The 20580-nt window shown below is 72.8% G+C and carries 14 protein-coding genes; 5 read left to right on the top strand and 9 right to left on the bottom strand.

The features are described from left to right. Positions 1-8: 8 nt before the first annotated feature. Positions 9-983 (top strand): SIS domain-containing protein, encoded by a 975-nt coding sequence (locus ABZ570_RS22270; protein WP_358066702.1) that lies wholly within the window; start codon positions 9-11, stop codon positions 981-983. A gap of 166 nt (positions 984-1149) precedes the next feature. After that, positions 1150-2700 (top strand): NAD(P)/FAD-dependent oxidoreductase, encoded by a 1551-nt coding sequence (locus ABZ570_RS22265; protein WP_358066699.1) that lies wholly within the window; start codon positions 1150-1152, stop codon positions 2698-2700. A 157-nt stretch (positions 2701-2857) separates the two neighbouring features. On the opposite strand, the gene ABZ570_RS22260 is transcribed toward ABZ570_RS22265, so the two are convergent. Next, positions 2858-4075, bottom strand: coding sequence for an Ig-like domain-containing protein (locus tag ABZ570_RS22260; RefSeq protein ID WP_358066696.1), 1218 nt, complete (start codon positions 4073-4075; stop codon positions 2858-2860). Between the two features lie 198 nt (positions 4076-4273). Here ABZ570_RS22260 and ABZ570_RS22255 point away from each other — a divergent pair, with 198 nt between their 5' ends. Beyond that, positions 4274-4486 carry a hypothetical protein gene (locus tag ABZ570_RS22255; RefSeq protein ID WP_358066693.1) on the top strand — a complete coding sequence of 71 codons (213 nt, stop codon included), beginning with the start codon at positions 4274-4276 and terminating at the stop codon, positions 4484-4486. Positions 4487-4525: 39 nt separating this feature from the next. Here the strand turns inward: ABZ570_RS22255 and ABZ570_RS22250 are convergent, their stop codons facing one another. The 3 genes from ABZ570_RS22250 to ABZ570_RS22240 form a co-directional block, all read right to left on the bottom strand. Continuing rightward, complete coding sequence (locus tag ABZ570_RS22250; protein WP_358066690.1) at positions 4526-4990, bottom strand: hypothetical protein; 465 nt, start codon at positions 4988-4990, stop codon at positions 4526-4528. Further along, complete coding sequence (locus tag ABZ570_RS22245; RefSeq protein WP_358066687.1) at positions 4965-5642, bottom strand: sigma-70 family RNA polymerase sigma factor; 678 nt, start codon at positions 5640-5642, stop codon at positions 4965-4967. Before ABZ570_RS22245 ends, ABZ570_RS22250 begins: the two co-directional genes overlap by 26 nt. Positions 5643-5718: 76 nt before the next feature. Then, positions 5719-7029, bottom strand: a complete 1311-nt coding sequence (locus ABZ570_RS22240) for a S8/S53 family peptidase (protein WP_358066684.1) — start codon at positions 7027-7029, stop codon at positions 5719-5721. Positions 7030-7207: 178 nt separating this feature from the next. On the opposite strand from ABZ570_RS22240, the gene ABZ570_RS22235 reads away from it, so the two are divergent. After that, entirely contained in the window at positions 7208-9823 is a 2616-nt protein-coding gene (locus ABZ570_RS22235; RefSeq protein ID WP_358066681.1) for a CHAT domain-containing protein, read from the top strand. A gap of 139 nt (positions 9824-9962) precedes the next feature. On the opposite strand, the gene ABZ570_RS22230 is transcribed toward ABZ570_RS22235, so the two are convergent. Continuing rightward, positions 9963-14180, bottom strand: coding sequence for a HEAT repeat domain-containing protein (locus ABZ570_RS22230; RefSeq protein ID WP_358066678.1), 4218 nt, complete (start codon positions 14178-14180; stop codon positions 9963-9965). A 293-nt stretch (positions 14181-14473) separates the two neighbouring features. On the opposite strand from ABZ570_RS22230, the gene ABZ570_RS22225 reads away from it, so the two are divergent. Further along, on the top strand, positions 14474-15457 hold the full coding sequence (locus ABZ570_RS22225; RefSeq protein ID WP_358066675.1) for an SCO2521 family protein: 984 nt from the start codon (positions 14474-14476) through the stop codon (positions 15455-15457). Here ABZ570_RS22225 and ABZ570_RS22220 read toward each other — a convergent pair. The 4 genes from ABZ570_RS22220 to ABZ570_RS22205 all read right to left on the bottom strand — a co-directional run bounded on the left by ABZ570_RS22220 (position 15436) and on the right by ABZ570_RS22205 (position 20141). Further along, entirely contained in the window at positions 15436-16374 is a 939-nt protein-coding gene (locus tag ABZ570_RS22220) for an SCO2522 family protein (protein ID WP_358066672.1), read from the bottom strand. The genes ABZ570_RS22225 and ABZ570_RS22220 overlap by 22 nt on opposite strands. Before the next feature lie 35 nt (positions 16375-16409). Then, positions 16410-17339 (bottom strand): SCO2523 family variant P-loop protein, encoded by a 930-nt coding sequence (locus tag ABZ570_RS22215; protein WP_358066669.1) that lies wholly within the window; start codon positions 17337-17339, stop codon positions 16410-16412. Next, a complete protein-coding gene (locus tag ABZ570_RS22210; RefSeq protein WP_358066666.1) occupies positions 17340-19181 on the bottom strand; it encodes an SCO2524 family protein in 1842 nt (613 codons plus the stop codon). Between the two features lie 162 nt (positions 19182-19343). Continuing rightward, positions 19344-20141, bottom strand: a complete 798-nt coding sequence (locus ABZ570_RS22205) for an SCO2525 family SAM-dependent methyltransferase (RefSeq protein WP_358066663.1) — start codon at positions 20139-20141, stop codon at positions 19344-19346. Positions 20142-20580 lie beyond the last annotated feature (439 nt).

The following is a 20580-nucleotide window of genomic DNA, read 5'->3' as shown; positions in this document are numbered from 1 at the left end:
AGGAGCCGATGGACCCGCGCCTGTTCCTGGCCGACCTGGAAGCCAAACCGGAGTCGCTACGCCGCCTGGCCGCGGTGCTGGCCGACGGCGACGTGTGGCACGGGCTGCCCGATCCGGTCGAGCGGGTGCTCCTGCTCGGCATGGGCAGTTCCCGCTACGCGGCCGAGATGGCCGCGCTGCGGCTGCGCGCCGCGGGCGTCGACGCGGTCGCCGAGTACGCCTCGGCCGCCACCAGCTATCCGCCCGGACCGCGGACCCTGGTGGTCGCCATCTCGGCCACCGGGGCCAGCCAGGAGACCCTCGACGCGACGAGCCGCTACCAGGGATCGGGCCCGCTGGTCGCCCTGACGAACGCGGCGGACTCGCCGCTGGCCGACGTCGCCGACCTCGTCGTCCCGATGCACGCCGGGGCCGAGACCGGCGGGGTGGCGTGCCGGACCTTCCAGCACACCCTCGTGCTGCTGCTGGACCTGGTGGCGCGACTGACGGCCGGGCCGGACGTCGCGGGCGCCCGGCGGAACGTCGTCCACCTCGCCCGGCGCGCCGCCGACGCCACCGAGGACCTGCTCGCCCGCCGGGACGAGTGGCTGCCGGCGGCCGCCGGACTGCTGGACGGGCCGAACGGCGTCTACACCCTCGCGCCGGCCGAGCGGCTCTCGTCGGCGCTGCAGTCGGCGTTGATGGTCCGCGAGGGTCCCCGCCGTCCCGCCACCGGTTGCGAGACGGGTGACTGGTCGCACGTCGACGTCTACCTCACCAAGACGCTCGACTACCGGGCCCTGCTGTTTCCCGGTTCCCGCTACGACGCGCCGGCGCTGGACTGGCTGCGGCAGCGGCAGGCCACCCTGCTCGCCGTCGGTGCGGAGGTGGCCGGCGCCGCGGCGGTGCTCCGCTACCACCACGACGACGAGCCCGGCGTACGCCTGCTCACCGAGACGCTGGTCGCCGAGCTCGTGGCCGCCCGGTGGTGGGCCCAGTCCTGAACTCGAGACCAGCTCTGGTGGGTGGCTACGTTACTGGACAACGAAGTTCTTGACTACCTAACTGAACTCGACTTTAAATGTCGGGCACGCCAGCTCAGGCGCTTCCGACCGGAGGTCAGTCATGGGTTCCAGGGGTCGAACACCACTCACCAGCCGTCTGCGTGCCATGCTCGCCGCACACGCCGAATCCGAACGGACCGGGATCCCGGTCGACGAAGTCATCGAGATGCACGCGGCGGGCCTGTCCCGTCGCAAGCTGCTCGGCGGCGCCGCGGTCGTCGGCGCGGCCGCCGTCGCCTCGGCCGCCGGCCTGCCCCGCCCCGCTGCCGCCGCGGCACCGTCGGTGACCATCGTCGGGGCCGGGCTCGCCGGCATCCGCGCCGCTCACTGGCTCTACAAGGTCAAGGGCATCCGGGCCGCCGTCTACGAGGGCAGCTCCCGGATCGGTGGTCGCTGCTACAGCCTGCGTAACTTCTTCGACGACGGGGTGGTCGTCGAGCACGGCGGCGCGTTCATCAACACCGAGCACCACACGATCCGCAACCTCGCGAACAGTCTCGGGCTCAGCCTGCGCACGGTGAACGGCGGGAACCAGCCACCCGGCGGCGACAAGTACTGGATCGACGGCGCGAACTACCCGTACAGCGCGGCGAACGCCGACTGGGGCCAGGTCTACCAGGCGTTCAAGGCGGCCCAACAGGCGGCGCCGTGGCCGCAGCGGTACGACAGCTACACCTCGGCGGGGCTGGCGCTGGACAACCAGACCGTCAACCAGTGGCTGGACGCGAACATCCCGGGCGGTCTCTCCAGCCGCTTCGCGAAGCTCATGCAGAGCAACGTCGTCGCCGAGTACGGCCTCGACCCGGACCAGCAGTCGGCGCTCAACCTCATCTACCTGCTCGCCTGGAACTCGCAGAATTCCCTCGCCCCGCTCACCGGAGGCGACGAGAAGTACACGATCATCGGCGGCAACGACCAGCTGCTGACCGGCATGACCGCCCAGCTGCCGGCCGGCACGGTGACCCTGGACCGCCGGCTGGTGGCGGTCAAGACGAACGCCAACGGCTCGGTGACCTGCACGTTCCAGGCCGGCAACAAGTACACCGACGTGACCTCCGACAAGGTCATCCTCGCCCTGCCGTTCACCCTGCTGCGCGAGTGCGACCTGTCCAAGGCCGGGTTCTCGACGGTGAAGATGCGCTCCATCAACGAGTTCGACCTGGGCAGCAACGCGAAGATCCACGTGCAGTTCACCAGCCGGCCGTGGGTGGCGCAGGGCTACGGGGGCGCCACCTACACCAACGTCACCGGCTTCCAGTGTGCCTGGGACGACGCCGTCAACCAGCCGACCACCACCGGAGTGCTGTGCGAGTTTCCCGGTGGCAGCCAGACGACGGCGTGGACCGGAGCGCCGTTCGGCGCGGCACCGGCCGCCCAGGTCACGTCGTTCCTGAACCAGCTGGAACCCATCTACCCGGGCATCACCGCCGCCTACACCGGCAAGTCCTACCGGGACGCCTGGCCGCTCAACCCCTGGTCGAAGGGCGCCTACTCGGCGCAGAAGCCGGGACAGTACACCCGCTTCTTCGGCATCGAGGCCGTCCGCGAGGGCAACGTCCACTTCGCCGGCGAGCACACCTCGATCGAGTACTTCGGCTACCTCAACGGGGCGGTCGAATCCGGTGAGCGCGCCGCCAAGGAGGTCGCCGGCCCGTAGCCGACCGGGTACCAGCGGGAGTGCGCGCAGATGGTGCTGCCTCATCCGGGTGCCGTCCCGGGAGATGAGGCAGCACCGCGCATGCGCCGCGTCGCCGCCGCGACGCCCCGAGGAGCTCGCCGAGTGAGCTCCTCGGGGCCGTGGCGCTACCCGCGGATCACCACTTGTCCCACGGGATGGTCCAGTCGCCCACCCCGTCGGTGAGCCCCATCCGTCGCGGGGTGTTGCGTACGTCGACCACGTCACCGAGGCGGAACGTGTCGTAGAACCATCGGGCGTGGGCGGGCCCGACGTTGATGCAGCCGTGCGAGGTGTTCCGGTTGCCCTGCGCGCCGATGTTCCAGTCCGCCATGTGGACGAACTCGCCGGAGTACGAGATCCGCAGGCAGAGCTGGATGACCTCGTCGTAGTAGTTGGGATCCTTCGGGTCGGCGACCCCGTAGCTGGACGAGGTCATCCGGTGCGAGGGCTCCCGGGTCATCACCACGTGCGGGCCGGAACGGGTCCAGTAGTTGATGAGCTCACCGTTCGTGCCCCGGGTGGTGCCGCCCTTGCCCATGCTGATCGGGATGTCCCGCACCATCCTGCCGTCGATGTAGACCTTCATGCGGTGGGACTCGGCGTCGGCGATGGCGATCCGGGACGGCCCGATGCTGAAGTTCGTGCCGGCGTTGGCGCCGCCGTAGACCCCCTTGCCGAGATCCCGACCGAAGAGGTTGACCTTCACCGAGATCTTCGTGCCGGAGGCCCAGTACTTGGCCGGCCGCCAGTGCGCGTTCCGGTCGTCGATCCAGCGCCATCGTCCCTCGACGGCCGGCGTGGTCTCCACCAGCATCGCCTTCTCGGCCTCGGCGCGGTTCTTGACCGGCTTGCTGAAGTTCACCATCACCGGCTGGCCGACGCCGTACGTGCCGCCGGCCTTCAGGGCGGTCAGCGCGTTGGCCTGGAAGGTGACGGCGGCGACCCCGGACGGCTTGATGGTGCTGAAGGTGCTCTTGTGCTCGGTCAGCGCGCCGGCCGAGTCGGCCACCGACACGGTGACCGTGTAGGTCTTGCCGTAGGCCAGCTTGCCGGTCGACCGCCAGGTCTGGTCGTCGCCCAGCTTGCCAGCGACGGTCTTGCCGCCCGCGGCCACCGAGACGTCCTTGAGCGTGCCGCCCTCGGCCGTCACGACGACCTGTTCGAGCGGCGACACCTTCTTGGCGTCGGCGGCCGGCGTGACGCTCACCCGCACCTCCTCCGCGGGCGCGCTCTCCGCGAGCTGTCCGGGCTGCGACCACGCGGCGTCGGACGGGGACTTCTCCTTGCAACCTGCCGTCACCAGGCCGGCTGTCACGCCCAGGCCGGTGGCGATCAACTTTCGACGACTGATCATCGCGTTCCTCTCCGCCGGGGAGAGTACTTGTCGGCGGCGCGCCATGGGAGCCCCCGCCCGCACGGTGCTGGTGGCGCTCTCGGCGGGCGGCGAATCTGCGCCCGCCGCCCGTCCGGGGCCAGAAGTTCGGCCAGCTCCAGCCGAGGAGCTGATGTTCCAGAAGACGAGGGCGCCACGGGGTGCGTTCAGGTCGCCCCAGTGGGCGGTCCCGCGAGCGACGGCGTCGTTCCAGTCGGCCATGGCCGAGGCGTAGATGCCGGTCCGGCCTTCCGCGGCGCCGGCGACCCCGCGTTCCGCTCCTTCGCGCTGATCGTGCTCCGCCCGCAGGCCGGCCTCCTTGCCGCGATCGACGCGTTCGAGGCGCCGAGCGTGGTCGCCGCGTCCGGCCTCCCGGCACGGCTGGACACCTAGGCCCGCGACCCCCGCGCCGTCGTGCGTCCGACGACGGCGTCAGCGCAGCGATACCCAGGCGGTGGCCACCGCGTACCTGTCGGTGCGGGCGCGCAGCCGGACCGGGCCGGGTGGGGGAGCACTCAGCGAGAAGAAGCCCACCGCGTCGACCGGCGCCTCGTCGTACGTGCCGGCGGCGGTCTGCGCGCTGACCCGGCCGCCGCGGGGCGGGGAGAGCTGGCCGACGATCCCGTCGTCGGTCACCTCGATCTCCAGCACCACCGGGCCGCTGCGGAACGACAGCGTCCGCGTGGCGCCGGACGACCGGGTCAACCCCGCCGGCTCGGCGTCGCACGCCGAGTCGAACATCAGCTCGGCGAGCGCCAGGTCGGTGTCCACATGCCGCCAGGCGAACGCCGCCCGGGCCGCGGTGAGGAACTCCTCCGGCACCGGCCCGGTGTTCCACAGCGCCGCGCCCAGCTCGGCCGTCAGGGCGTCGTCATCGACCGGCGGCCACGGTTCCATCGCGTTCACCTCCGGTCGGGCCGGTCGCCGGCGCCCTGAGGAACGGGGCCAGGGCCGGGCACTCGCGCAGCCGGCGCAGACAGCGGGCCTGGGTCGGCCCGATGCTACCGATCGGCACCCCCAGCCGTTCGGCGATTTCCCGGTAGCTGGCCGGCGGATCGGCGGTCAACAGGGAAAGCAGCTCCTGGCAGCGCGGCGGCAACTGCGCGAAACCCTCCCGCAGCGCCTGCCGCCGCTCCGCGCGCAGCAGTTCCTCGTCGGGGGCCGCCGCGTCCGCCGCGCGGGCGAGATCGTGGTACGCGCCGAGCGCGTCGTCGTACGGGTCGAAGGGCTGGGTGCGCCGGCCGAGGCGGGACAGCCGCTGGCACTCGCGCCGGGTCGTGGTGGACAGCCAGGCCGCGAGGGCCTGCGGGTCCCGCACCCGGCCCAGGTGCTCCACCAGGCGCAGCCAGACGGTCTGGTTGACGTCGGCGGCGTCGGCGCGGCTCAGGTCGTACGAGCGGATCACCGAGTAGACGAGCGGCGTGTACCGACGGACCAGCTCCGCCCACGCCGACTCGTCCCCGCCCGCCGCGGCGGTCACCAGGCTGGTCGCGCTCCGGTCGGTCTCCGTGCCACCGCACCGATGATTCGCTCGCTGACGCTCGCTCATGCCGCCACCTCGCTACGCTCGGCGTCGGCATGAGGCACCACCCCACCGCACCGATGATTCGCTCGCTGACGCTCGCTCATGGGACGAGCACGCCGTAGTCGGGGTGCCAGCGGGGCGCCGCCAGCAGCGCCCACCGCGCCTCGTCGGCGCTCAGCCCGCGGGCGGTCATCAGGGCGGCGAGCCGGCCAGCGACGTACGCCGTGGCGAACGAGGTGCCCGCCCAGGCGGCGAAGCCGTGGAACACGCGGGTCGGCCGGCCCGGCAGCGGCAACTGGCCCTCGACGTACGTGCTGTCGCGCTCGCCGACCGCGCAGGCGTCCACCCACGACCCGAAACCGCTGTACGTGGCCGGCACCACGCCCTCGGGGCCCTCGGTGACCGCCGCGACCGCGACGACCCGGGCCAGCGCGGCCGGCCAGACGGGTCGGCTGGTGCCGGCGTTGCCCGCGGCCGCGACGACGGCGCTGGTCGCGGGCAGCGCGGCCACGGCGTTGGCCAGCGGCAGCGACGGCCGGTCGTCCTGGGTGAACCCGCCCAGGGACAGGTTGATCACGGCCACCTCCGGCGCGAGCCGGCCCATGGCCGCCACCACCGAAGCCTCGTCCCCGATCCCGGTGGAGTTCAGCGCCTGCTCCGGGTCGACGCGTACGCCGGGCGCGGCCTGACGCACCACGCCGGCGACGAACGTGCCGTGGCCGCCCTGCGGGGCGAGCACGTCGGCGCGCACGTACAGCGGATCCTCGTCGTCGGCCTCCGGCACGTACGCCCCGCCGAGCCACTGCGGGTGGTAGCCGTCGGCCTTCACCCAGATGCCGGTGTCGCAGACCCCGACCGTTACGCCCGCGCCCTCGCCGAGCCGGGCCTTGTCGGGCGGCGGCAGCGCGACCACCGCGTAGGGCGGACCACCCGGGTTGCCCATGATGTTGCCCAGGCCCAGCAGCACGTGGTGCGGCTGCACCTTCGGCACCGGCTGGCCGGGCCACTGCTCGGGGTCCCGCAGCTTCGTCACGAGCGCGGGGACCTCGGTCTCCTTTTCCAACAGCAGCCGGGTGACGCCGGCGAAGCCCGGCCCCGGGACCGCCGGGTAACCGTGGGTGCGTAGCCAGCCGACGACCCGCTTGGCGTCGGCGTCGGCGGCGAGCAGTTGCCGGGGCCGGTAGAGGAACTCCCGGCCCTGGACGGTGTGCCGGCGGACGTTCTCGTCGGCGGCCAGTGCCTCGTCGAACGCCCGTTGGTAGGCGTCGTCGTCCGCGCCGTCGGCGCGTGCCGGGAGCGGGCGGGACCCGGCGCCGAACGACGCCGCAGCGGCGAGCGCGGACGCGGCCAGCAGCCGCCGTCGGGACAGTCGGCCGGCCGGGCGCGGCACGGCGGGATGGTCAGGCGGCACGGGTCCTCCACGCGGTCGACAGAAGCGCCCGCCATTGGCCGGCGTGGAACATTTCCCGGGTGCCGTCGATTCTTCCAAAGCATCATTCTGTGTCAATGACGCGGGCGGTCGGTGCGGATTCCCGACACTCTCTCGCCGGCATTGACGCCCCGGCCGCCGGTGGGGAACTCTGTGGGGCATGCCCGAGAGCACCGGGTCCGGTGCCGGGACGGCCCAGGCGGCGCTCGACGCCGTCCAGCGCTATCCGTGCGAGGCGATCGCGATCGCCCGACGAGTGCTCGCCGGCGGGCCCACCGTCGGCGCCGACGAGCGCTCCACCGCCGAGCGAGCCGTCGGCCTGGCCCTGCGGGAGCTCAACGACCTGCCCGGCGCGCTGCGCCACCTACGGCGGGCGGTGCGGGCCGCCGGCACGCCGCGGGCCCGGGCGTTGGCCCGGATGAGCCTCGGCTACGTGCTGGCCAACGCCGGCCGCACCGGCGCGGCGCTGCGGGCCGTGACCGCGGCGCTGCCCCGACTCACCGGCGCCGACGCCGGGCGGGCCCGGATGCAGCGGGGCGTGGTGCTGCACTACCGCGGACGCTACGACGAGGCGGTACGCGACTACGGCCTGGCCATCGAGATCGCCCAGCGCGAGGGCGACCTGCTGCTGGAGGCGCGGGCGCGCAACAACCGGGGGCTGCTCAACGCTCACCGGGGCGCCGCGGGCGGCTCCGGCGACGACCTGTCCCAGGCGGCGGACGCCTTCCACCGGCTGGGGCTGGACCTCGCCGCGGCCGACGCCCGCTGGAACGGCGGGATCGCGGCGGGCCGGCGCGGCGACATAGCGGGCGCACTGCGCTGCTTCGCCGCCGTCGACGAGGAGTACCGGCGGCTCGCCGTTCCCCGGCCGGCGCTGCTGCTGGACCGGTTCGAGCTGCTGCTGTCGGTGCCACTGGTCGACGATGCGGCCGAGGTCGCGCGCGCCGCCGTGCAGGCACTGCGCCGCCGGGGACTGGCCTCCGATCTCGCCGAGGCGTTGCTGGCGCAGGCCCGGGCGGCGCTGCTCGCCGGTGACCTCGACACCGCGACCGAGGCTGCCGCCGCGGCCCGGGTCCGGTTCCGCCGTCAGGGCCGCCGCACCTGGGCGGTCTTCGCCCGGCACGTCGAGCTGCGCGCCGAACACCGCCGGGGGGCCCGGTCCGTGGCGCTGCTCACCGCGATGGTGCGTACCGCCGACCAGCTCGATGCCACCGGGTGGCGGGGTCCGGCACTGACCACCCGGCTCGAGGCCGGCCTGCTGGCCGCCGCGCTGGGACGCACCGGCCGGGCCCGGGACCTCCTGACGGTGGCCGCCCGGGCCCGCCGCCGGGGCACCGCGGACCGGCGAGCACAGGGCTGGTACGCCCTGGCCCTGTCCCGCCGGATCCTCGGGGACGACCCCGGGGCGGCCCGGGCGCTGCGCCGCGGGCTGTCCGTGCTCGACCGGCACCGCATGTCGCTCGGCGCCACCGAGCTGCGGGCCCACAGCGGGGCGTACGGGCAGGAACTGGCGGCCGAGGGCCTGGACATCGCGGTGCGGTCGGGCGCACCGGCGCGGGTCCTGGCGTGGGCGGAGCGGTGGCGGGCCAACGCGCTGCGGGCGCGGCCGGCCCGGCCGCCCGACGACCCCGACCTGGTGGCGGCGCTCGCCGAACTGAGGCTGGTCAGCGGCCTGCTCGAGGACGAGGTGCTGGCCGGCCGGCCCGCGCACGCCCTGCGCGGCCGGCAGGCCCGGCTGGAGCAGCACATCCGCGACCTGGCCCGGCGGGCGCCCGGCGGGGACGTCGTGGTGGTCGCGCCGAACGTGGCGGCCCTGGCCGCGCGGCTCGGCTCCCGGGTGCTGGTGGAACTGGTGGCCCACGGTGACCGGCTCCGGGCGGTGCTGGTCCGCGACGGCCGGGCCGGCCTGCACGACCTCGGCCCGCTCGCCGACGCGGTGGACCTGGCCCGGCGGCACCGGTTCGCCCTGCGCCGGCTCGTCACCACCGGAGACTCGGCCGCCGCGCGGGCCGGAGCCGCGCACGCGGCGGCGGCCCTGGACCGCCAGCTCTTCGATCCGCTGCGGCGGCGCCTGGCCGACCGGGCGCTGGTGATCGTCCCGGTCGGGGCGCTGCACGCGGTGCCCTGGTCGGCGCTGCCGACCTGCGCGGGGCGCGCGGTCGCGGTCGCGCCCTCGGCCGCCGCCTGGCTCGGTGCGGACCGGCGGGAACCGCCGGCCGGGCCGCCGGTCCTGGCCGCCGGCCCGCGCCTGCCGGCCGCGCACGCCGAGGTACGCCGGCTCGCGTCGGTGCTGCCGGGTGCGCGGCTGCTCACCGGGACCGACGCGACCGCCACCGCGCTGACCGACGCGTTGGACGGAGCCGGCCTGGTGCACATCGCCGCCCACGGCACCTTCCGCGCCGACAACCCGCAGTTCTCCACGTTGGAGCTGGCCGACGGGCCGCTGTTCGCGTACGAATGGGAGCGGGTCGCCCGCCCGCCGGGCTGCGTGGTGCTGTCCGCCTGCGACTCGGGGCTGACCGGGGTGCGGCCGGGCGACGAGGTCCTGGGGTTCACCGCGGTCCTGCTGGCCCTCGGCGCCCGGTGTCTGATCGCGGCCGTGCTGCCGGTGCCGGCCGAGCCCACCACCGCGCTGATGCTGGACCTGCACCGGCGGATGCGGGCGGGTGCCCGCCCGGCGCGGGCCCTCGCCGACGCGCAGCGCGCGTTCGGCGTGGCCGACGACGGTCCCGCCCGGGCCACCGCCGCGGCGTTCGTCTGCTTCGGGGCCGGCTGACCGCCGGACCCGCTGCTGATTGTCGGCACGTGCTGAGCAGCAGCAGCGCGTACCCACCGTGGCCGGTGCCGTCCCGGATGACGAGCGTCCGGGCGGCGACGCCGCGCGCCGGACCGGTCCAGCGAGGTGTCCGGCAGGGTCACGGGAAGTCGTCGGGCACGGTCCCGGGGAGCGTGGCCAACAGCTGCGCGGCCAGTCGGCGTACCGTGTCGTCGTCCTCCTGATGCGCGAGCCGGACGAGCACCTCGCGCGTCCGGGCGTCCGCACCGTAGTGGCGTGCCAGCGCGAGCAGCGCGGTCCGGCGGATCTCCCAGTCGTCGTCGTCCACCAGCCGCATCAGCAGCTCCTGTACCTCCCGCCGGTCGGCCGGCATGGCCGCCAGCCGCTCCACGGCCCGGCGCCGGACTTCCAGGTCCGGATCGTCGTTGACCAGGCCCATCAGCAGCACCCGGACCTCCGGGTCGGCCCCGAAGTGCTCGCCGAGCGCGGCGGCGATGCGGGCCCGGATCGCCGGGTCCTGATCGGCCAGCCGGCGCATCAGCCGCAGCGTGACGGGCATGGCCACCGAGCTTCGCTCGGTCAGGCAGTGCACCGCCGCGTCGAACACCGCCGGGTCGGTGTCCGACTCGACGCACTCCAGCAGCACGTCGGTCACCGCGTCGGTGCTCCCGTACGCGCAGAGGGCCCGCACGGCGGCCAGTCGGATGCCGGCGTAGCTGTCCCGGCGGGCCCGGCGGCCCAGGGTGCCCACCAGGTCGGCGGTCTCGCCGTCACCGGCCAGCGCCTGCGCGGCGGCGCGGAGCACGTTCGGGTCGGGATCCCGGCGGACCTGCTCGGCCAGGCACTCGCGAGCCTCGGCGTCCAGCGGCGCTCCGGTGCGGGCCAGGCTGTGGGTGACCCGCAACCGGACGATGGGGTCCCGCTCCTCGGTGGCCCGGGCGATGAGCAGGTCACGAGTGGCCTCCTCGAACAGCGGGCGGCTGGTGAGCAGGTCGACCGCGGCGAGCCGGAGTCTGGCGGTCGGGTCCTGGTGGGCCCGCTCCAGCAGCAGCTCCCCGGTGCGGTGGTCCGGGTAGGCCTCGGCCAACGCGCGCACCGCGGCGAGACGGACCGTGGCGTCCTCGTCGGCGTGTGCCGCGTGCGCCACCACCGCCCACCCCGTGTCGTCGGGGCGGTACCGGTCGGTCAGCGCGGTCACCGCGGCGGCCCGCACCGAGGCGTCCTCGTCCTGTTCGAGCCGGTCGACCAGCCGGTCCTGGCAGCGTCCCTCGGGGTCAGGTGCGACCGCCAGCCGCTGCACGGCGACCGCGCGGACCCGCGCGGAGGAGTCGGAGCCGGCCAGCTTCAGCAGCAGCTCGGTGCTCTCCGGGCCGGGTTGCCCGGGCGGCAGTTCGGTCACCAGGCACCGGCGTACCTCGTCGTGGGCGTCGTCGGTCACCCGCGCCAGTGCCCGCGCCCGGGCCGACTCCGCGTACCCGGGCAGCGTCAACAGGCCCTTCAGCGCGCACTGCACCACGCCGGGGTCGGTGTCGGTGGCGAGCAGCCGCTGCAGCGCCTCGGGTGCGTCCGGCAGGTCGGCGCAGCGCGCGGCGAGCACCGCCGCGGCGGCCCGCCGGACCGCGTTGTCCCGGTCGTCGGTGGCCCGGGTCAGCAGCAACCGCCGGACGTCCTCGGCCGAGTCGACCCGGCTGCCGAGGGACTGCACGGCGAGCGCGCGCACCGCGGGATCGGGTGAACCGGCGAGGCTGCGCAGCACGTCGACGAGGTCGGTGTCGGCGGCGAAGTGGGTGACGAGAGCGCGGACCGCGGCCTGCCGTACGGCGGTCGAGCCTTCGGCCCGGGCCTGGGCGAACAGCAGGTCCCGGCAGTACCGGTGGCTGCGGCTGGTGGTGTTCTGTCGGCCGGCGGCCTCGGCCAGCCCGGCGACCAGGGTGATCCGGGCCTGCCGTTCGCGGCGCTCGCCGAGTTCCCGGATCAACAGCTCTTCCAGCTGCTCCTGCGCGGTGGACAGGGCCGCGGCGGCCCGGGTGGCGAACGTGGAGCCGGAGCGCCAACTGGTCCGTACGCCCCGGCGGCGGTACCAGTGCAGGAAGGTGCCCCGGCCCGGCCAGTGCGGGCCGAGCGCCCGGATCGAGGAGAGGAGCTCCTGCTCGGTGAGCTCGACCAGGTTCGGGTCGTCGGCGGCGATGCCGTGCTCGACCAGCAGGACGACCTGGCGGAGCACCGCGCCGCCGGCGTCGGCCAGCTCGGCCGGCTGTGGCGCCTCGGCCACGCACTGTGCGGCGAGGACGAGGTTCCAGGGTGGACTGGGCAGGTTCAGCGGGGGCCAGGGCTGGTTGACCTCGGTGGCCAGCAGGGTGATCAGATCGTTGGCGGCGTCGGCGGGCAGTGCGCTGGCGACCAGCCGGAGCACCTCCCGCCACGACGGATCGGCCCAGTGCTCTCGGAACAGCGCGCGCATCTGCTCGAGGCTCCAGGCGTTCGGATCGTGTTCGAACCTGTTCACGATCTCCTCGGCGCAGAAGAACTCCAGGAACGTGCGGTGCACGAACCCGAACAGGTGCAGTCCGTACCGCTCCAGGATGAAGCTTCGCTGGCGCAATTTGTCGATCATCGAGTTGGCCATGGCGTGCGCGCGCTCGTTCTCGAAGCCGTAGAACTCCACCAGGTGGTCCCGGAAGACGCGCGCCAATTCGTCGGATTCAATATAGTTGCCCGCCGGCCCGGAGTCCCTGCACTGCATCCGATACGCCAGGTGGCGCAGCAGCCGCAGCTTCGCCTGCGGGTCCAGCGGCGGTACGTCGCCGTGGCTCTCGCGCAGTTGCTTGGTCACGTCCCATTCGGAGATCAACACGTCCGCGACGTGCGCGTAGAGGCGCCGTCGGTTGCGCGGCAGCGGATGGTCCCGGCCGACGATGGCCATGAGCGTCAGCAGCAGCGGGTTGCCGGCGATCTCGTGCATCGCCCGGGATCTGTGCACCACGTCGAGGATCTGCCGCTGCTGCCGGTCGGCCTCGGCCGTCGGGGTGGGCACGACGTGGCGGTACCAGTTGCCGAGGAACCGTCCGATCCGCTCGTCGTCGAGATCCTCGAGCGTGAAGTGGTCGAAGCCGGCGTTGGCGAAGGTGTGTCGCCGGTACCCGGCCGCCCGCGAGGTGACGACCGTCCGGACTCCCGGGTACTCGTTGGCGAAGGCGGCGATCTGCGCGGCGACCTCCTCCCGGTGCGCCGGGTCGAACACCTCGTCCAGGCCGTCGAACAGGAACAGCGCCTGGCCGCCCTGCCGCAGGTACGCCTCCAGCACTTTCCGCTCGATCCCGGCCAGCCCCTGCTGGCGGCGGTGGCCGACATAGTCCAGCAGGCCGTCGCACCGGCCGTCGCCACGGTGGGTGGAGTACGAGCGCAACTCGATCAGGACGGGCAGGTGCCGGTCCAACGCCGCCAGCCGGGGCTCGGTGCAGACGCCGGCCAGCGCCAGCGCCAGGTACCGCGCCGCCGCCGACTTGCCGGAGCCGGGGTCTCCGAGCAGTACGACGGCCCGGTGGCTCGGATCGCACACCACGTCGAACAGGGCCAGTGCGTCCTTGGCCGCGTACTCCTCCCAGAGTCGCTCCACCTCCTCCGGGTCCACCACGCCGGGCAGTCCGCCGGCGTCGCCGCCCGGAGTGGAGCCGGCCCAGCGCCACCAGGCCAACGGCATTTCCGGCCGGGCGTCCTCATGCACCCTCGGTTCGACGAACACGTTCGGCAGGCCGACCGTGAGGTATCCGACGGTGGGGCGCGGCGCGACGGCGTCCAGGGGCACGGCCTGGTACATCTGCCGCAGCTGCCGCTGATACTGGTTGCGCACGCTCTCCGGCAGGTGGGTGTCCGGGTCGCCGGGCTCGCGGGCCGGGGACCGGCCACTGCGCATGTCGGCCAGGGCCACGGTCACCTTGGCCGCGAGGTCGTCCACACTGGTGAAGAAGGCGCACAGGTGGCGCTCCTTGAGCTCCCGGCGCAGCGCGACGATCTGTTTCCAGTCGGCGTCCCGGTCGATCATGTCGACCGGCCAGGGCGTGTCCTCGGCCAGCAGGAAGATCAGGCACGGCTTCCCGGCGGCCAGCGCTTCCCGGTACTCCAGTTCGGTGATCGAGGACTTCTGCCCGGCCGGCCGGAACCCGTACCGCCAGGCGAAGAGCCCCACGTAGAGGTCACACCGGCGCACGTCGGCCAGGCAGCGTTCCAGCGGTGGCCGGATGTCGGCGCTGTACGCCTCCATGGCCACGTCCTCGATCTCGAGGCGACGAGCCGCCGCGTGCACGGCCGCTCGATATTCCAGCAGATCCTTTTGGGTGGCCGATATGTAGACCTTCATGGACGGCAAACTCCAGGGGTGGCTGGGACCGCACCATTCAAAATATCAGCCACCTTCACATCCGACGGGCCCGCGAACGCGCCCGCCGCAGACGCCGTTCGCCGCACCGGTGGGCCTATGATGGCCGCGAAACGGATCCGGATCCGGGCGCGGGCCGGAGGAGACCTGTCGATCTGCCGGCAGCCCCGTAGCGGATTCGTGTCGGTGGGGGCCGGTGCGGCGTACGTCAATCACCATGGGGAGCGGATTCCGCGGGGCGACCGCGGCCCGGTGGCGGCGATGCGGAGGAAGCCATGCTCATGGTGGGTGAGGTGCACACCAGCCTGCTGCAGCACAGCACGGCGTTGGCGCAGGAGCAGAGCTCCGAGGTGCTCAGCCTGGTGGAGGGAGAGGCCGTGCTGACGTCGCGGCGCCCCTCGCTGTACGCGGTGTCGCCCGACGTCCGTACCGGGGTGGACTGCTGGCTGCCCAGCGCCAAGAACCGGCAGCTACGCGGGGTGGGCGCCGTGGTCACCCGGGCCATCATCACCGGCGGTCGGATCGTGCAGGCCTCCTCGACCGTCCAGGTCGTGGCGGGGGAACGCCGCCGGCCGTGGTCGCACTACCTGGCCAGTCCGGGCGTGCTCGAGACGGTCGGCAAGCTGGACGCGGCGGACCTGGCCGCGGGCTTCCTGTACGGCAACGCGGCCGACGTGCTGAACCTGGCGGCGATCACCGGCCGGGTGCTCGACGGCGTACAGATGTCCGAGCTGCTGGACCGGCGGCCGCCGCTGCGCGCGGCGCGCACCCGGCTGCGCTGGGCCGCGCAGCTCGACCAGCGGCCGGGCGCGGCCGGCCGCGCGGTGGTCGCGGTGGACTCGCCGACGGTACGCACCGTCAAGCTGGAGGTGGGTTCTCCCGACGTGCTGGCCGCGGTGGCCGGGTTCTGCGAGGATCTCGCCCTGCACGACTGGCTGCTCACCACGCTGTCCGCGCTGCAGGAGGCGGCGGTTACCCGGGCGGTCCCGAGGCAGGAGCACATCGAGCGGCTGCGGCCGGTGCTGGAGCACCTGCTGCACCTGTGGCTGCCCGGAGCGCGGGTGGACCCACGGCTGCGGCCGATCTGGGATCAGCTGGAGCAGGTGCCGGGCTTCAGCCGGCAGTGGAAGGCGTCGGTCAACTGGATCCGGGACCAGATCACCGTGGGCAACATGACCCTGCTGCGCGAGCTGGCCGACCGGGTCGGGTCAACCAGCCGCGCCCGTGCCGACCAGGCTCACTCGCCGATGAACACGTAGCTCAACCGGTCGACCAGCTCGCTGGGCAGCTGCAGGCCCTCGCCGCGGGCTCGCTGGGCGACCTGTTCGGCGACCGCCGGTGGCACCGCCACCTGACCGAGGATGGTCCGCACGGCCAGCTCCACGGGCAGGTAGCGGGTGTCCATCAGGGTCACCGTGCGGTACGCGCAGAACGGCGCGGCGACCGGGTTCAACTGGACGATCGCCGGCAGTTCGTCCCAGTCGGTGGGCAGCAGCTCGCCGGGCGGCAGCCGGTACGGCTGGGCGACGGTCTCGCCGCGGTGCCGCAGCACGCCCAGCCGGGTCATCTGCCACACGGAGGCGAGCAGCGCGCAGGCCCACACCCGGCCGTTCGGCTCGTCGGACCACAGCTCGATGTCGACGAAGATGGAGTGCCGCGGATCCCCGGACTGCAGCGGCGGGGACCACGGCAGCGGCAGGGTCATCGCCGGCGCGCCGGCGTGCACCGGCAGCGGCGAGCGCTGGCCGTTGGACAGCCAGCCCGACTCGCTCAGCGGCGGGCGGCTTCCGGTGGTGTGCCGGGGTGGCTCCACCACCAGCGTGTCGACCACCAGTTGGGCCAGCTCGACGTTGTCGTGCCGGGCGAAACAGGACTCCCGGGCGACGTAGTCGAGCACCAGGTCGTGCGCCGCCGCGGCGGCCTGCACCTGCGGGATCACCTCCCGCGGGTTACCGAACCGGTGGAAGTAGTCGTCCACCAGGAAGCACGTGCTGACCCGGGGCTGCCGGTGCGGACGCAGCCCGCGACGGGCCAGCGCCGGGATCGCCTGGGCCCAGTCCGCGATCCGCTCGAACTTGCGTCGCAGCTCCCGGCCGTCGTCGCCGAAGTCCTCCGCGTAGACGTGCCCCAGCTCCACGGACAGGTGTGAGTAGGGCACGGACTCCGTGCGACGCACTGCGGCTGCCTCCTGGAACCTGACATCCACGGTTATCACACGGTCTCCCATGCGGTGTCGTCGAAGAGTTTCTCGGTAAGTTCCACGAAGGCGTCCACGGTCCTGGCGTTGGCGATCTTGGTCTGCACGTCGTGGTCCGAGATGAGCTGCTCGCGCCACTGCAGCAGCGGGTCCAGCGGTACCGCGCCGAGCAGCGTCGTGCGTCCGGTGCCGCGCCGCCGGGCCAGTTCCGACAGCTCCGCGTCGCACTTGCGCAGGAAGGCCTGTTGCGCGAGGTCGAGGTGGCCGACCTCAGGGCCGCGCGGGTTGATCACCGCGGTGCGGATGAACCGGAGTGACTCCCGCAGCCGGTCGGGCTCGTGGCCGTACTCCTTGCCCATGGCGAGGATCCCGCCGGCTTCGAAGGCCAGGTCCGCGGCGGCGGTGACGTGCTGGGGGGTCCACCGGTGGAAGACCAGCCAGCGGGCGTTCACCTTGCGCATGGTCGAGGTGGCGGTGGCGGCCAGGGCGATCTGGCTGGCGTACGACCGGCCGGCGCTGAGATCCACGAGGGTGAGGTCGAACTCCTCCTCGAGCCGGAGGAACAGCTCGGCGCAGCGCTTGGCGATGTCGTTGGTGAAGCCGAACTCGCTGCCGTTGCGCTGCCCGGGGAGCAGCACCAGCGAGCCGGAGCCGGCGGGGCGCTGGCGCAGGCTGGACCGCTCCGAGGTGGCCCACACGTCCAGCTGCTCCGGGGAGGGGATCTCCCCGCGCAGGTACCGGTGCAGGCCGCCGCCGTTGGGCCCGGCGCCCTCGATCCCGTTGGTCGCCTGCGGGATCTGGAACGTGATGCCGGCCGTCGGCGAGCCGAAGTCGTAGTCCAGGTAGCAGGTGGGACGGCCGGACAGTGCACTGCGGTAGGCGATGTTCGCCGCGGTCACCGAGCGCCCGGTGCCGCCCTTGTGGGAGGTGACGAAGACCAGCATTCAGATCCCCTCGCTGGCCTTCTGCTGCCCGGTGGTGATGTCGTTGAGCAGCAGCAGGAGATTGTTGGCCAGGGCGGCGGCCGTGCCGGGGCGCTCGTCCACCAGCGACTGGGCCCAGCGTAGGCTGGCCCGGATGCTGCGCATGCTGCGCTGCATCGTCGTGCCGGCGAACGTGCCCCGCATCAGCTCCCGGTCGAACAGGTACTCGGCCTCGTCGATCAGGTCCTGGGCGTACCCGGCGAGCCGGCCGGCCCGGGGGAACGGCCGCTCCCACAGCAACTGGCCGGCGCTCACCAGCGCCTGCACCACCCGCTCCGTCAGATACCAGGAGGGCGCCTCCGGCACCGGCGCCAGCCCGGGGAAGGCCCCGCCGGCGTGATCCCACAGCCCCCCGTGCTGGCCGTCCGGGATGCGCCGCAGCAGCAGGTGATCCCACACCTCGTCGGCCAGTTCGAGCAGCTCGCTGCGCCGCCTGGCGTTGTTGAGCAGGCCGGCGACGGTGGCCGCCCGTTGGAGCAGCACGGTGGAGAACTCGTTGACGTTCCACGCCATGATCGGCTTTGACGTGTCGTCGTTGAGGGTCACCCGCTTGCCCGGCGCGTGCACGGTCAGCGCCGCCTCGTGCGGGGCGGCGCGCCGGGTGATCCGGGCCCGCTGGGCCAGCTCCACCAGGACGGCGGCGATCCGCCCGAGCTCCTCGTCGGCGCCGCGTCCGCCGGCGATCAGACCCTTCACGGCGAGCGAGGTGGCCTGCAGGGTGTAGTAGTCGGTCCGGTCGCCGTCGGTGGTCCGCCACGGGACGTCCTCGATGGGCCACCGCCGCCGGTTGTCGAACGTCGCCACGGTCGCCCAGTACGTCCGGGTCAGCTCCCAGCGGAGTTGCAGCGCCCGGGACAGGCGCTGCTGCTCCTCGTTGAGCAGCCCGAGCAACCGGGTGCGTTCGGAGTTCAGGTCCTCGATGGCGTCCATCGCGATGACCGTGAAGTAGAGGTAGGGAGCGTTCTCCGCCGAGCCCTCGCGCTGTCGACCGATCGGCTCGCTGGTGGGCACCTCCTCGGCGCCGGAGATGATCCCCCAGGACCAGCCGCACTCGAACAGCATCTCGCTGTTGTCCAGATCCTCGTTCACCCGGCCGGATCCGATCACCACGCTGCGCAGGCTGGCCATGGTGTCCCGGAGCTGATCGCGCAGCGCCGCCACGACCTCACGGCGGGGCAACTCGTCCTGGTTGACCATGTCGCACAGTCGGGCGCCGTACTCGTCGGTCGAGGTGAAGACGAAGGTACTGAAGCTGCGCAGCAGCCCGACCATGGCCGCGGAGAGTCGCGCACTGGCCATGGCCTCCAGCTCGTCCAACTGGGCCAGCAGGTCACGGCGCTGGGTGGAGCCACGGTAGACCTTCACGAAACCGATCGTCGCCAGGGTGAGCGGAACGGAGACCGCGAACGAGTCGACGATGTCCAGGGACCGTTGCTCCTCCGTGAGGTCCGGCCCGTCGTCGAGCGGGTTGAGGTAGCTGCCACCGCTGAAGACCGGGGTGCCGGCGTCGTCGGTGTAGCGGGTGAAGTAGTCGGTCATCACGCCGACCAGCCGGCGGGGGATCTCGATGGCACCGCCGATCGCGCTGAGCGCCTCGAGGATCTCCTCGTCGGTGCGGTCCGGGTCGTCGAGCGACAGCACCGGAACCTTGGTCGCCGGCAGCAGCAGCGTCAGCAGCTGCTCGGCGTCGCTGATGGAGTTGCTGCCGCTCCGGCCGCCCCAGTGCCATTCACCGTTCTGCCAGCAACTGCGTACCGTGGCCCGCCAGATGTCGAGGATCTCCTGGCGCGGCTGTATCCGCATGGTTCACCGCCGTCTGCTGTAGTCGTCGACTCGGAACTGGTGTTGCCTTGCACAGGATGATCCACGGTGAGGTGCGTTCCTCATCGTATCCATCCGGACCGAGTGCCGCGTGAACGGCTTCGATGCCCCGTGTGTCGGCGACCCGAGGTGGGTGCGGCGGCGTCAGTCGTCGCGGGCACGGCCGGTGGCCAGCAGCATGCTCAGGTGCCCGTCGCGCAGAGGCGGCTTGGGCCACACCTCGTGGAGGTCCAGGTCGTACGCGCCGGTCGCGAGGCTCGCCGCCACCTCGGCGCGCTGCAGCCGCACGGCCGGGAACCGACGCGGGCCGACGCTGTAGCCGTGGGAGCCGAGCATGAACGCCGCGGCGAACGGGGAGCCGGGCCGTAACGCGTCGAGAAACCGGCCGATCGCGTGCTCGCTCTCGGCCCGGTCGGCCGAGATCGAGCAGGCCACGAAGAACATCGTGCCCGCGTCCCAGGCGTGCCTCGGCAGGTCGAAGACGTTGACCCTCCGCACCCGGCCCACCTGCGCCAGGCGCCGGCGTGGCTCGGCCAGCGCCGCGTACGCCGGATGTTCCGTGCACACCTGCCAGTACGGGTCCCAGAGCTCGTCGTAGCTGTCGACCTGGGTGCGCAGCCAGCTCACGTTGGAGGTCGACCATTCGCACAGGTCCACCGTGCGCGCGAACGGCAGGATGGAGAGCACCGGGTAGAGATTCGCACCCGAACCCACGTCGACGCAGCGTGCGTCCGACAGTTTCGTGCCGGCGAAGAAGTCCCTGAGGCGGCAGAGAATTTCGTGATCGTCGGCGCGCAGTACCGAGTAGTTGTGCCGAACGTACGCCAGAGGATCGAAGCTGTCCCACTCGACCTCGGAATTAACCGGCCGCGGGGAATGGATTCGTGGCGGCGGAGCCGACGATGCGTTGCACCCGGAGCCAGCCGCCGGCGTCAATGCCACGGAAGTGCCTCCATGAGGTAGGCGGATCACTTTGGCCGTTGTCCCGACGCGCTGAGCACGCTGTCCAATTTGTATCGGAAGTGATAGCGGCTCGCAAGGGGCTCCCCAGCAGTGCCAGTTTCCTCCGGACGATCCGGAGATCCGGACGTGTCAGGTGTGGGATTTGCGCCCCGAGCTCCCGTCCTCCTGCTCGCCGATGTTCCACCACTCTTCAGCTGCCGATCATGCGGAATCCGTCGTAGCCCACCTCGGCCGCCTAGCGTGCCGGGAGCACCCTCTTCAGGCGAGAAGGAGTCGATTCATGACGTCCGCTATTTCACGACGTGGCGCGCTGAAACTAGGAGCCGCGATCGGGATCGGCACGGCTGTCGGGCCGGTCCCCGCCAGGGCGATTGCATAGTCGGCCAGCGGGCTGTTGACCAGGAGTTTCGAGACGTTT

This window comes from Micromonospora sp. NPDC007271, from assembly GCF_040634005.1.
Classification (GTDB): domain Bacteria; phylum Actinomycetota; class Actinomycetes; order Mycobacteriales; family Micromonosporaceae; genus Micromonospora.
This window is presented reverse-complemented; position numbering and strand designations above follow the sequence as displayed.